Raw genomic sequence first — 13,523 nt, forward strand, 5'->3', positions numbered from 1 at the left:
ACACATCAGCTACACTGGTTTAATTAAAGCACACCAGATTTCTAATGCGTAAGCGTCTTTTTCGTATAACATCATTGTCACAGGAACGACTGATACATTAAATTACATCATTAAGAATTCAAACCGTTTTATCTATATTTTCTATATTTTTATTTATTACCTCTGGAAAAATTCCCTTAATAGCCTCCACCATATTTTTATTTTCTTTTAGCCAACGACTGATACCTATAATTACATCATTAAGTATATTTCCTGGTTCATAGTTTAACTTAAAGCTCTCTATTTCATTATTAAGAACCCGGATCGCCTCATCTATTTTTTTTATTTCCTCATCTATTTCCTCTATCTCATTTTGGATTTTGCCTTTTCCTTTTATATCATTATCATTTAAATTAATCTTCTTTCCGTCCAAATCAAGCTTTATTTTGAGTTGAGTATTTCTTGCATCAGAAAGATTGGCTAAATCTTTCATTTTATAAGTAAACACTTCATTTATATAATTATAATAGTCATCAATGACCCCCAGTAAATATTGTTCAATGTCAAAGAATGACGCAATTTCACGGGCTACATCTGCTGGTTTTTCTGTATACTGCTCCTGGTTTATTTTTTCTTCTGCCTTAAAGTTTTTCACCGTTAAAAAAACATTTTGCATTTTCACAAAATCCTCCACTTTATGACCATTCTTCCTCTCATGATCGTAGTAAAGAAATTGCAAATCATTAAAATCAAAGTAAAATCTATTGCCATTTGGATTAATAGAACGATATGTTTTTATTTTCCCATTTTCATCGAAACGTCTATACCAATCAAGGTTATTATAGATTTTCTGCATGAAATTCACTTTATTAGTATCTATTTCACTAGCTATATCTTTTTTTCTATTGTACAAAACATTATCTATAATATATTTTATAGTTTCATCATTAAGTTGAAAATCTTTTACATCATCACCAGGCATGATGTTATGCAGATTAACTAATAAGGATTGTAAATCGGCTAGTGCCTTTTTGTAATTATTCTTCAAATTATCGCTATGTTCATTAATATCTTCTATCCGTGAATAAATGTTCGTTAACTTTTTCATGAAAGGTAAAATATCATTTTCAGCTATAGCTCCTCTATAGGACATATAAACAGGAATTTTAACCTGAGTGTTTGCAGCAAGATTACCACTTAACCTGGTATAAAGATTAATAGCACAATCATGCAATGGATTTCCACCGGTTAACTCGCCCAAACAAGCACCATATAAACAGCAATTACTAAGTTCTAGATGATTATCTATATCGTCATTTATATTATAATGAGTCTTCATATTTTGGAAAATATTTTCTTGGATTACATCTAAAAGATGTTTATCCAGATTAAGTTTATTTTCACTTTTTCCGAAATATTTTCTGGGATCATAATCTCGTAAATCTTCACGAATTCCATCTCGTTTGCATGTCATATTAACATCACGAAAATTACAATCATAAAAATTATTACTATTACTAAAACGATCTCTAGTGTTTCTATAAAACGAAGTTTCTATGAAATCCATTCCAGCACCATTAAGCTTTGCTATCTTGCAAGATAATAATCCACTTGCAATAACACTTGCTTCTTTACAGTCTCCATCTTGAAGATTGCTTTCATATACAAATGACTGCATAAACAGATATGCACCGACTTTCTTACCCCCTTTTTGGGGATCTTGATTTATAGAGTATATTTTTGATGTCTCTATCTTGAAATTTTTCATTTCGCATTGATACAAAAAACACCCTTTAAACATACCGTAAATCGGTATTTTATTATTTGGTCTTACGTTACAAAGAACGTCATAGCTTTCACAGGTCACTTTATCAAAGCCAACAAGGGACACATTCTCGAAATTACAACTATCAAAAAAACAATTTTCAAATACTGGGCCATTAAGGTTCTCGTAAGATATATTACCAGTGAATGTCATATTTTTAAAGTGACACTGTTTTAGCGATACCAGAACATCTTTTTTCAGTGCAGATAAATCAATTGTCATATTTTCAAAGGGGATTTTATTTTTTAAATATACGCTTAGCTTTTCATTATCATTAGGGAACTGCATTTTCAATATCCCTGATTGTAAAGCCTTCTCGTCAAATTGTATATCATGCTTATAAATATCCAAGCTGAGTACTTCTGAAAATACAGAATGTATTTTATTTTCTTCAGCTTCATTATGATGATCTTTCGAGTTAATATTTATTTTAAATACTCTACTAACAATAATATCTTTATTCTCATCTACTGTAAATTCTGTAGTCGCACTAAAGCGCCATTTTTCTTCTGGAATGGCGAGATATTTAATTCTCTCAAATCTCTTAACTTTGTCCTCAGTTTTCGTTACAAATTCTACAATTGTTTCTTTAGCCTCCTTAATATGATACATGGGAAAGAGATCGAGTATAAATTCCCAAAGAGTGAGTTTAAGAAAAGATTGTCTATCACCAGTTATAAGGTTTGTTATATCTTTATGGGTTATTGAATACTTCTCCTCATTACCAACAGACAAACAAAATTTTTCTGACTTTTTTTGTAATCTATTATTTTCATCTGTCATTTTAGTCAGCGTAGAAAAATTATCTGTAACTGTATTATATGATGATATAGCCATAATCATTTCTCCTGAACACAATATTTATTCGCCCGAGCACAACACATTGCCGATTTGTCTTAAAAAAGCATACTTGGGTGTTGGTTTGCTACGATTATGACTAAACCACCTATGAATACTGTAAAAAATCGCTCATTTTTTATGTTTCGATATAGGGCTTTTACCCTGGTTTTTGTTTTCTTTTCCATTCTCTGTGCAGGCAGCGATATAAATGAAAGGAATAATAAAAATGTTTTTATAGCGGGGCACTACATTAAAAGTAAAATAATCCAAATGAAATAATATATTTGCATTGCACTGGGGAGAGTTTCGAGGTGAGTTTGTGTGGCAATATTTCAGGGAGAAAGTTTATCAGCCCGGTAACTATGTATGACCGGGCTGATTGCCAGATGCGGCGTAAAAGCCTTATCTGACCTACAGTTAGCGTTACTCTTTCGGGTCTTTTCCGGCCAGCAGTTTATCCAGCTCATCACCGCCTACATGACGGAAATCCTGACCTTTCACGTAGTAGAAGATAAACTCACAGATATTCTGGCAGCGGTCGCCGATACGTTCGATTGAACGTGCGCAGAATAGCGCGGTAAGTACGCTTGGAATGGTGCGCGAATCTTCCATCATGTAGGTCATCAGTTGACGAACAATACCTTCGTACTCCTGATCGACTTTTTTATCTTCACGATAAATACGTACCGCTTCGTCAATGTCCATCCGCGCGAACGCGTCGAGCACGTCGTGCAGCATCTGGATGGTATGACGGCCCAGCGACTCCAGACTTACCAGCAACGGCTGATGCTGCTGGGAGAATTTCTCCAGCGCAGTACGGCAGATTTTGTCCGCCACATCGCCAATACGCTCCAGTTCGGCAATGGTTTTACTGATCACCATAACCAGACGCAGGTCGCTCGCCGTCGGCTGACGTTTGGCGATAATGCGCACACAGGCTTCATCGATCGCCACTTCCATCATGTTGACGTTTTTGTCGCCTTCGATGACGCGCTTCGCCAGATCGCTGTCCTGGTTGTGCATTGCGGTGATCGCGTCAGAAAGCTGCTGCTCCACCATGCCGCCCATGGTCATCACCTGCGTGCGGATGCTTTCCAGTTCGGCATTGAACTGGCCGGAAATATGTTTATTAAGATTGAGACTGTCCATAACGCACTCCTGAATCAACCGTAACGACCGGTGATGTAGTCTTCTGTTTGTTTCTTCGCTGGCTTGGTGAACAGATCGTCCGTGTTGCTGAACTCAATCAATTCGCCCAGGTACATAAACGCCGTGTGGTCGGAACAACGCGCAGCCTGCTGCATGTTGTGGGTGACGATCACTACGGTGTAATCCTGCTTCAGTTCGGTGATCAGCTCTTCAATACGCCCGGTAGAGATAGGGTCGAGCGCCGAACATGGTTCGTCGAGCAGTAGCACTTCCGGGCGAATGGCGATACCACGCGCAATACACAGACGCTGTTGCTGACCACCAGAGAGAGAGTAACCGCTCTGGTGCAATTTATCTTTGGTTTCGTTCCACAATGCGGCTTTGGTCAATGCCCACTGCACGCGCTCGTCCATGTCGGCACGGGAGAGCTTCTCAAACAGACGCACACCAAAGGCGATGTTGTCATAGATGGACATCGGGAACGGCGTCGGTTTCTGGAACACCATGCCCACTTTCGCACGCAGCAGGGCGATATCCTGAGAGTTGGTCAGGATGTTGTCGCCATCGAGCAGAATTTCACCTTCCGCACGCTGTTCCGGGTACAGTTCAAACATCTTATTGAAGGTACGCAGCAGCGTCGATTTACCGCAGCCGGACGGCCCGATAAACGCCGTAACCTGGTTTTTGGCGATATCCAGGTTGATGTTTTTCAGGGCATGGAATTTGCCGTAGTAGAAGTTCAAATTACGAACCTGAATTTTACTCGGGGCAGTTTCAACCATACTCATTGCAATCTTTTCCTCATCGTGCCTGATGCTCTTCGCTAATCAGGCTTACCGTAGGCCGGATCAGGCGTTTACGCCGCATCCAGCAAAGTGTTAACCGTGTTTATTCTTCGCAAAAACAACGCGCGCCAGAATGTTCAGCAGCAGGACGCACAGGGTAATGATCAACACCCCGGCCCAGGCCAGTTGTTGCCATTCCGCAAACGGGCTCATCGCAAACTTAAAGATCGTCACCGGCAGGTTGGCGATCGGCTGCATCATGTCCGTGCTCCAGAACTGGTTGGAGAGCGCGGTAAACAGCAGCGGCGCGGTTTCACCGGCAATACGGGCAATCGCCAGCAGAATACCGGTCATGATCCCGGACACCGACGCTTTCAGCGTGATCGCGGAGATCATCTTCCACTTCGGCGTACCCAGCGCATAAGCCGCTTCACGCAGGCTGTCTGGCACCAGTTTCAGCATGTTCTCGGTGGTGCGGATAACAATCGGCACCTGCAACAGCGCCAGCGCAATCACGCCCGCCCAGCCGGAGAAGTGCTCCATCTGCGCCACCACGATGGTGTAAACAAACAGACCAACCACAATCGACGGTGCGGAGAGCAGAATGTCGTTAATGAAGCGAATCACTTCTGCCAGCCAGGATTTACGACCATATTCCGCCAGAAAAATCCCCGCCATAATGCCCAGCGGCGTACCGAATACCGTGGCCCACAAAATTAACAGGCCGCTACCCGCCAGGGCGTTCGCCAGACCACCGCCTTCCGTATTTGGCGGCGGCGTCATTTCGGTGAACAGCGCCAGCGACATACCATCGATACCGCGAGTGATGGTGGACATTAAAATCCAGATCAGCCAGAACAGGCCGAAGGCCATCGTCGCCATTGAGAGCGTCAGTGCAATACGGTTTTTGAGGCGACGACGCGCCTGCATTTTGCGGCGGGATTCTGCCAGCGCCGCAGTGGTTTGCATTTCAACCATAGCCATTAACGTGCCCCCTCATTCTTAGCCAGGCGCATAATCATAAACTTCGATGCGGCGAGGACGATGAAGGTAATCACAAACAGGATCAGGCCCAGTTCCATCAGTGCGGCAACGTGCAGACCGGATTCCGCTTCCGCAAATTCGTTGGCCAGCGCAGAGGTGATACTGTTGCCCGGCATGTACAGCGAGGCGCTGTCGAGCTGGTAGGTGTTACCGATGATAAAGGTCACCGCCATGGTTTCACCGAGCGCGCGCCCCAGACCCAGCATAATGCCGCCGATAACACCATTTTTGGTGAACGGAAGAACGATACGCCAGATAACTTCCCAGGTGGTGCAACCGATACCGTAGGCCGACTCTTTCATCATTACCGGGGTTTGCTCGAACACATCGCGCATTACCGCCGCAATGTACGGAATAATCATGATGGCGAGGATCACGCCTGCCGCGAGGATACCGATACCAAAGGCCGGGCCGGAGAACAGCGCGCCAACAATCGGGATATTCGACATGATATTGCCAACCGGCTCCTGGAAGTAAACGGCGAACAGCGGCGCAAAGATAAACAGGCCCCACATGCCGTAAACGATACTTGGAATGGCTGCCAGCAGCTCAATGGCGATACCCAGCGGGCGCTTCAGCCAGCCAGGCGCAAGCTCGGTCAGGAACAGGGCGATACCGAAACTCACCGGGACGGCGATCAGCAGCGCGATAAACGAGGTCACCAGCGTACCGTAGATCGGCACGAGCGCCCCGTAGATATCGTTCGGCGCATCCCACTCTTTGGTCCACAGGAAAGCCAGACCAAATTTCTGAATGCTCGGCCAGGAGGAGATGATCAGAGAGACAATAATGCCACCCAACATCAATAGCACAATCAGCGCCGCCAGTTTTACCAGCACGCTGAAAATTATGTCGCCCTTTTTACCCGGTGGGTTAAAAGCAGGCTTGGTTGCAGCCATAAGTTACTCTTCAGTTAAACGCGTTTACAAAGTCATTTTGTAATGCCGGATGCGGCGTAAAACACCGTACCCGGCCTGGAGTTTTATTAGTACAGCGGCTTACCGCTACTGTCTTTAATATTGGTCTTCCACGCAGCACGAACCTGTTCAACTACGCTATCCGGCAGGCTGGCGTAATCCAGGTCGTTCGCCTGTTTAGCCCCGGTTTTGTATGCCCAGTCGAAGAACTTCAGCACTTCGGTGCCTTGTTCTGGTTTCTTCTGATCTTTGTGGATCAGAATGAACGTGGTTGAGGTAATAGGCCATGCATCTTCGCCTTTCTGGTTAGTCAGATCCTGAGCGAATGTTTTGCTCCAGTCTGCGCCTTTTGCTGCATTAGCGAAGTTTTCTTCGGTCGGACTAACCGGTTTACCATCAGCGGAGATCAGTTTGGTATACGCCAGGTTGTTCTGCTTCGCGTAAGCATATTCAACGTAACCAATTGCACCCGGCAGACGCTGAACGAACGCGGCGATACCGTCGTTACCTTTACCGCCCAGACCAATCGGCCATTTTACGGTAGAGCCCGTACCAACGTTGTTTTTCCACTCTTCGTTCACTTTCGCCAGGTAGCTGGTGAAGACGAAGGACGTCCCGGAGCCATCTGCGCGGCGTACTACAGCAATGTTCTGTGACGGCAGTTTTAAGCCTGGATTCAGTTTGGTGATGGCTTCATCATCCCACTTCTTGATTTTGCCGAGGTAGATGTCACCAAGAGTTTTACCATCCAGCACCAGCTCGCCTGATTTCAGACCCGGCAGGTTAACCGCCAGTACCACGCCGCCAATCACGGTCGGGAACTGGAACAGGCCTTCCTGAGCCAGTTTTTCGTCAGACAGCGGCGCGTCAGAGGCACCAAAATCAACGGTATTAGCGATAATCTGTTTTACGCCACCGGAAGAACCGATACCCTGGTAGTTAACTTTATTACCGGTTTCTTTCTGGTAAGTGTCAGCCCATTTGGCATACACCGGCGCAGGGAAGGTTGCACCTGCACCTGTCAGGCTTGCTTCTGCAAACACAGAGAAAGCACTCATCGATAAGGTCGCGGCGACAACAGTTGCGACGGTGGTACGCATAACTTTCATAATGTCTCCTGGGAGGATTCATAAAGCATTGTTTGTTGGCTACGAGAAGCAAAATAGGACAAACAGGTGACAGTTATATGTAAGGTTTATGACAGTTTTATGACAGAGAGATAAAGTCTTCAGTCTGATTTAAATAAGCGTTTATATTCAGTTAATTACAAATATTAATAACGAAGAGATGACAGAAAAATTTTCATTCTGTGACAGAGAAAAAGTAGCCGAAGATGACGGTTTGTCACATTGAGTTGGCAGGATGTTTGATTAAAAACATAACAGGAAGAAAAATGCCCCGCTTACGCAGGGCATCCATTTATTACTCAACCGTAACCGATTTTGCCAGGTTACGCGGCTGGTCAACGTCGGTGCCTTTGATCAGCGCAACGTGGTAAGCCAGCAGCTGCAGCGGAACGGTGTAGAAGATCGGTGCAATCACCTCTTCCACATGCGGCATCTCGATGATGTGCATGTTATCGCTACTTACAAAACCCGCATCCTGATCGGCGAAGACATACAACTGACCGCCACGCGCGCGAACTTCTTCAATGTTGGATTTCAGTTTTTCCAGCAATTCGTTGTTCGGTGCAACGACGATAACCGGCATATCGGCATCAATCAGTGCCAGCGGACCGTGTTTCAGTTCGCCTGCAGCGTAGGCTTCAGCGTGAATGTAAGAGATCTCTTTCAGCTTCAATGCGCCTTCCAGCGCGATTGGGTACTGATCGCCACGGCCCAGGAACAGCGCGTGATGTTTGTCAGAGAAATCTTCTGCCAGTGCTTCAATGCGTTTGTCCTGAGACAGCATCTGCTCAATACGGCTCGGCAGCGCCTGCAGACCATGCACGATGTCATGTTCAATGGAGGCATCCAGACCTTTCAGACGAGACAGCTTCGCCACCAGCATCAACAGCACGGTTAACTGGGTGGTGAATGCTTTAGTGGACGCCACGCCAATTTCCGTACCGGCATTGGTCATGAGCGCCAGATCGGATTCGCGCACCAGAGAAGAACCCGGAACGTTACAGATTGCCAGTGAACCAAGGTAACCCAGCTCTTTTGACAGACGCAGGCCCGCCAGGGTATCCGCGGTTTCGCCAGACTGTGACAAGGTGATCATCAGGCTGTTACGGCGCACGGCAGATTTGCGATAGCGGAATTCAGAAGCGATTTCGACGTCGCACGGAATACCTGCCAGCGATTCAAACCAGTAGCGGGAAACCATACCGGAGTTATAAGAAGTACCACAGGCGAGGATCTGAATATGCTCAACCTTCGACAGCAGTTCGTCGGCGTTCGGTCCCAACTCGCTCAAATCTACCTGACCGTGGCTGATGCGCCCGGTAAGGGTGTTTTTGATCGCGTTCGGCTGTTCGTAGATCTCTTTCTGCATATAGTGGCGGTAAATACCTTTATCGCCCGCGTCATATTGCAGATTGGATTCGATATCCTGACGTTTTACTTCCGCGCCAGTTTTATCGAAGATGTTTACCGAACGGCGAGTGATTTCCGCAATATCGCCCTCTTCAAGGAAGATAAAGCGACGGGTCACCGGCAGCAACGCCAGCTGGTCAGAAGCGATAAAGTTTTCGCCCATACCCAGACCAATCACCAGCGGGCTACCAGAACGTGCCGCCAGCAGGGTATCCGGGTGACGGGAGTCCATGATCACTGTACCGTACGCACCACGCAGTTGCGGGATAGCACGCAGAACAGCCTCACGCAGAGTACCGCCTTGTTTCAGCTCCCAGTTCACCAAATGTGCAATCACTTCGGTGTCGGTTTCAGAAACGAAGGTATAGCCACGCGCTTTTAACTCTTCACGCAGCGGTTCATGGTTTTCGATGATGCCGTTATGCACCACCACAATGTGTTCAGAAACATGCGGATGCGCGTTAGCTTCTGAAGGTTCACCGTGGGTCGCCCAGCGAGTGTGAGCAATACCGGTGCCGCCATGCAGAGGATGTTCTTCCGCTGCCTGAGCCAGCATCTGGACTTTACCGAGGCGACGCAGGCGGGTCATATGACCTTCTGCATCAACAACGGCCAGACCGGCAGAGTCATATCCGCGGTATTCCAGACGACGTAAACCTTCAAGAAGGATTTCTGCTACATCACGTTGCGCGATCGCGCCAACAATTCCACACATAGTTTTTGATTCCGATTTATATCGTTGTCGGTCAACCTGTATGCCCGTTTTTTCGGGCGCCCCGAGCCTTGTAGAGAGTGGGGTTATTTTTATAGTTACTGCTTGTGGGCGGGAGATTATGTTATCTCCTCATCCCATATGACCGGATTTCCCAGCCAGAATTACTTTTTCTTTACCGGACGACGCCAGCCTTCTTTTTGAGTCTGCGGCACACGGCTGATCGCCAGGGCGTTTTCGCCGACATTACGCGTCACAGTTGTACCCGCAGCAATGGTCGCGCCTTTGCCTACTGTTACCGGGGCCACCAGCTGAGTGTCGGAACCGACAAACACATCGTCGCCGATAATTGTCTTAAATTTATTCGCACCGTCGTAGTTGCAGGTAATGGTTCCCGCGCCGATGTTAACGTTATCGCCAATTTCCGCATCGCCCAGGTAAGTCAGATGCCCGGCTTTCGAGCCTTTACCCAGACGCGCTTTTTTCATCTCAACGAAGTTACCAACGTGTGCACCTTCCAGCAACTCAGCACCAGGACGCAGACGGGCAAACGGGCCAATAGTACAGGCCGCTGCCAGATTCGCGTCTTCCACAACGGTATACGGACTGATTTCGCAATCATCGCCAATCACGCTGTTTTTAATCACACAACCGGTGCCGATTTTCACGCGATGACCGAGAGTCACGTTGCCCTCGATGATAACGTTAGTATCAATTTCAACATCGCGCCCGTGAGTAAGCGTACCGCGCAGATCAAAACGCGCCGGATCGCGCAGCATAACGCCTGCTAACAGCAGTTTTTCAGCCTGTTCGGACTGGTAAACGCGCTCCAGTCGGGAGAGTTGCAGGCGGTTATTCACGCCTTCTACTTCGCTTAAACGTTGCGGATGAACGGCGACGATTTCACGCCCTTCCTGATACGCCAGCGCAATAATGTCGGTGATGTAGTATTCACCCTGAGCGTTATTGTTGGTCAGCTTCGCCAGCCAGCGTTTCATATCTGCGCCGTTGGCAATCAGAATGCCGGTGTTGATCTCCTGAATCTGACGCTGCTCGTCGGTGGCGTCTTTGTGCTCAACAATGCCGGTAACTTTGCCGTTTTCACGGGTGATACGTCCATAACCGGTCGGATCATCCAGTTTTACCGTCAGCAGACCAATGCCACCCTGCGGTTTAGCATCACGCAGGCGCTGGAGTGTTTCGACAGAGATCAGCGGCACGTCGCCGTAGAGCATTAAAATGTCTTCATCATCGGCAAAGAAAGGTGCGGCCTGCTGCATCGCATGACCTGTACCCAGCTGTTCTGCCTGAAGCACCCAGTTCAGGTTGTCATCTTTCAGCGCCTGTTTAAGCAGATCGCCGCCGTGACCGTACACCAGGTGAACGTGCGCTGCGCCTAATTCATTCGCAGCATCAATGACATGCTGAACCATCGCTTTCCCGGCAAGGGTATGCAGCACTTTCGGAAGATCGGAATACATGCGCGTGCCTTTGCCTGCGGCAAGGATCACTACGCTCATAGCATTATTCAACATACGCGTCCTGACTGTAATTTGAGAACGAATTTAAACCGCTTCACCTTGAAAAAACTACATTTTTTTCATCGTGAAATGGACAGAGGATAAATTGTTCAATAACGGATTATCCCCGCTGACGAAAGCGCCATTTTCGACCATCGTCACACCTTTTGTCTGCAGAAAATTAAGGCAGTACCTTCATTTAAGCGTCAGGTGGATGTTTTTGCTCTTATTTCGATCAATGAATAAACGGGAAAACAGGGTGTTTTATATCAGCAGGATCTATGTGAACGCTCTTCAGGACGGGTCAATACGCGTAAAAAAAAGCCAGCCTGTTACCAGACTGGCTTTTGTGCTTTTCAAGCCGGTGTTACATCGCTTTTTTGGTCAACTCGATAACGCGCAGCTGCGCGATCGCTTTGGCCAGTTCCGCAGACGCCTGAGCGTAATCTACGTCGCCGTGAGAGCTGCTAATGTGCTCTTCAGCCTTACGTTTCGCTTCCATGGCTCGCGCTTCGTCGAGATCCTGGCCGCGAATTGCGGTGTCGGCCAGAACGGTCACGTTGCCAGGCTGCACTTCAAGAATGCCGCCAGACAGATAGATAAACTCTTCGTGACCGTGCTGTTTCACGATGCGAATCATACCAGGCTTAATGGCGGTGAGCAGCGGTGCGTGGCCAGGGTAGATCCCCAGTTCACCTTCGCTACCCGTTACCTGGATTTTCTCGACCAGACCAGAGAACATTTGTTGCTCTGCGCTGACGACGTCCAGGTGGTAAGTCATTGCCATATCACCCTCCGATTAAGGCGTTAAAGTTTTTTGGCTTTTTCCACAGCTTCTTCGATGGAACCGACCATGTAGAACGCCTGCTCCGGCAGGTGATCGTATTCGCCTTCCATGATGCCTTTAAAGCCACGGATGGTGTCTTTCAGGGAGACGTATTTACCCGGAGAACCGGTGAATACTTCTGCCACGAAGAAAGGCTGGGACAGGAAGCGCTGGATCTTACGAGCACGCGCTACCACCAGTTTGTCTTCTTCAGACAGTTCATCCATACCCAGGATGGCGATGATGTCTTTCAGTTCCTGATAACGTTGCAGGATGGACTGAACGCCACGCGCGGTGTCGTAGTGTTCCTGACCAACCACCAGCGGGTCCAGCTGACGGCTGGTGGAGTCCAGCGGGTCAACGGCCGGGTAGATACCCAGAGACGCGATCTGACGGCTCAGTACCACGGTTGCGTCAAGGTGCGCAAAGGTGGTTGCCGGAGACGGGTCAGTCAAGTCATCCGCAGGTACGTATACCGCCTGTACGGAGGTGATAGAACCAGTTTTGGTGGAGGTGATACGTTCCTGCAGAACGCCCATCTCTTCCGCCAGGGTCGGCTGATAACCTACCGCTGAAGGCATACGGCCCAGCAGTGCGGATACTTCCGTACCGGCCAGGGTGTAACGATAGATGTTGTCAACGAACAGCAGAACGTCACGACCTTCGTCACGGAATTTCTCAGCCATGGTCAGACCGGTCAGAGCAACGCGCAGACGGTTTCCCGGCGGCTCGTTCATCTGGCCATACACCAGGGATACTTTGTCGATAACGTTGGAGTCGGTCATTTCGTGGTAGAAGTCGTTACCCTCACGAGTACGTTCACCTACGCCCGCAAACACAGAGTAACCGGAGTGCTCGATCGCGATGTTACGAATAAGCTCCATCATGTTTACGGTTTTACCTACACCCGCACCACCGAACAGACCAACTTTACCGCCCTTAGCGAACGGACACATCAGGTCGATAACTTTGATACCGGTTTCCAGCAGTTCCTGAGAGTTTGACAGCTCTTCGTAGGAAGGTGCTGCGCGGTGAATTGCCCAACGCTCTTCTTCACCGATCTCGCCTTTCATGTCGACCGGTTCACCCAGTACGTTCATGATACGGCCCAGAGTCGCTTTACCTACCGGGACTTCGATCGGGTGTTCGAGGTCTTTTACATCCAGACCGCGACGCAGACCGTCGGAGGAACCCATTGCGATGGTACGCACGATACCGCCGCCGAGCTGCTGCTGAACTTCCAGCACCAGACGCTCATTACCATTTTGCACCTCAAGAGCATCGTACACGCGCGGTACGGCATCCTGAGGGAATTCGACGTCAACTACGGCGCCGATTACCTGGACAATCTTTCCAGTAGCCATCTTAAATCCTCTACGAAATAACCTG

The 13,523-nt window shown here is 47.8% G+C and carries 10 protein-coding genes and 1 pseudogene; all 11 read right to left on the minus strand.

What is annotated here, in order from left to right:
• Positions 1-118: 118 nt before the first annotated feature.
• On the minus strand, positions 119-2,539 hold the full coding sequence (locus ACJHX3_RS10460; protein ID WP_094321909.1) for a type III effector protein: 2,421 nt from the start codon (positions 2,537-2,539) through the stop codon (positions 119-121).
• Positions 2,506-2,641: pseudogene (locus tag ACJHX3_RS10465) on the minus strand (hypothetical protein). The gene ACJHX3_RS10460 and the pseudogene ACJHX3_RS10465 overlap by 34 nt, the downstream one beginning before the upstream one ends.
• Positions 2,642-3,067: 426 nt before the next feature.
• A complete protein-coding gene (gene phoU / locus ACJHX3_RS10470; protein ID WP_000377785.1) occupies positions 3,068-3,793 on the minus strand; it encodes a phosphate signaling complex protein PhoU in 726 nt (241 codons plus the stop codon).
• 14 nt (positions 3,794-3,807) lie between these two features.
• Entirely contained in the window at positions 3,808-4,581 is a 774-nt protein-coding gene (gene pstB / locus ACJHX3_RS10475; protein WP_000063125.1) for a phosphate ABC transporter ATP-binding protein PstB, read from the minus strand.
• A gap of 90 nt (positions 4,582-4,671) precedes the next feature.
• Complete coding sequence (gene pstA / locus ACJHX3_RS10480; protein ID WP_094321905.1) at positions 4,672-5,562, minus strand: phosphate ABC transporter permease PstA; 891 nt, start codon at positions 5,560-5,562, stop codon at positions 4,672-4,674.
• Positions 5,562-6,521 (minus strand): phosphate ABC transporter permease PstC, encoded by a 960-nt coding sequence (gene pstC, locus ACJHX3_RS10485; RefSeq protein WP_000741620.1) that lies wholly within the window; start codon positions 6,519-6,521, stop codon positions 5,562-5,564. Before pstC ends, pstA begins: the two co-directional genes overlap by 1 nt.
• 86 nt (positions 6,522-6,607) lie before the next feature.
• Complete coding sequence (gene pstS, locus ACJHX3_RS10490; protein WP_000867167.1) at positions 6,608-7,648, minus strand: phosphate ABC transporter substrate-binding protein PstS; 1,041 nt, start codon at positions 7,646-7,648, stop codon at positions 6,608-6,610.
• A gap of 313 nt (positions 7,649-7,961) precedes the next feature.
• Positions 7,962-9,791 (minus strand): glutamine--fructose-6-phosphate transaminase (isomerizing), encoded by a 1,830-nt coding sequence (glmS, locus tag ACJHX3_RS10495; protein ID WP_000334086.1) that lies wholly within the window; start codon positions 9,789-9,791, stop codon positions 7,962-7,964.
• 161 nt (positions 9,792-9,952) lie between these two features.
• On the minus strand, positions 9,953-11,323 hold the full coding sequence (gene glmU, locus ACJHX3_RS10500; RefSeq protein WP_000933736.1) for a bifunctional UDP-N-acetylglucosamine diphosphorylase/glucosamine-1-phosphate N-acetyltransferase GlmU: 1,371 nt from the start codon (positions 11,321-11,323) through the stop codon (positions 9,953-9,955).
• A 352-nt stretch (positions 11,324-11,675) separates the two neighbouring features.
• Positions 11,676-12,095, minus strand: a complete 420-nt coding sequence (locus ACJHX3_RS10505) for a F0F1 ATP synthase subunit epsilon (protein WP_001251965.1) — start codon at positions 12,093-12,095, stop codon at positions 11,676-11,678.
• Positions 12,096-12,115: 20 nt separating this feature from the next.
• Positions 12,116-13,498: a F0F1 ATP synthase subunit beta gene (gene atpD / locus ACJHX3_RS10510; RefSeq protein ID WP_000190506.1), complete on the minus strand. Its 1,383-nt coding sequence runs from the start codon at positions 13,496-13,498 to the stop codon at positions 12,116-12,118.
• Positions 13,499-13,523: the final 25 nt, after the last annotated feature.

The sequence above is a fragment of the Escherichia sp. WS1265 genome, from assembly GCF_046487585.1.
GTDB lineage: Bacteria > Pseudomonadota > Gammaproteobacteria > Enterobacterales > Enterobacteriaceae > Escherichia > Escherichia coli.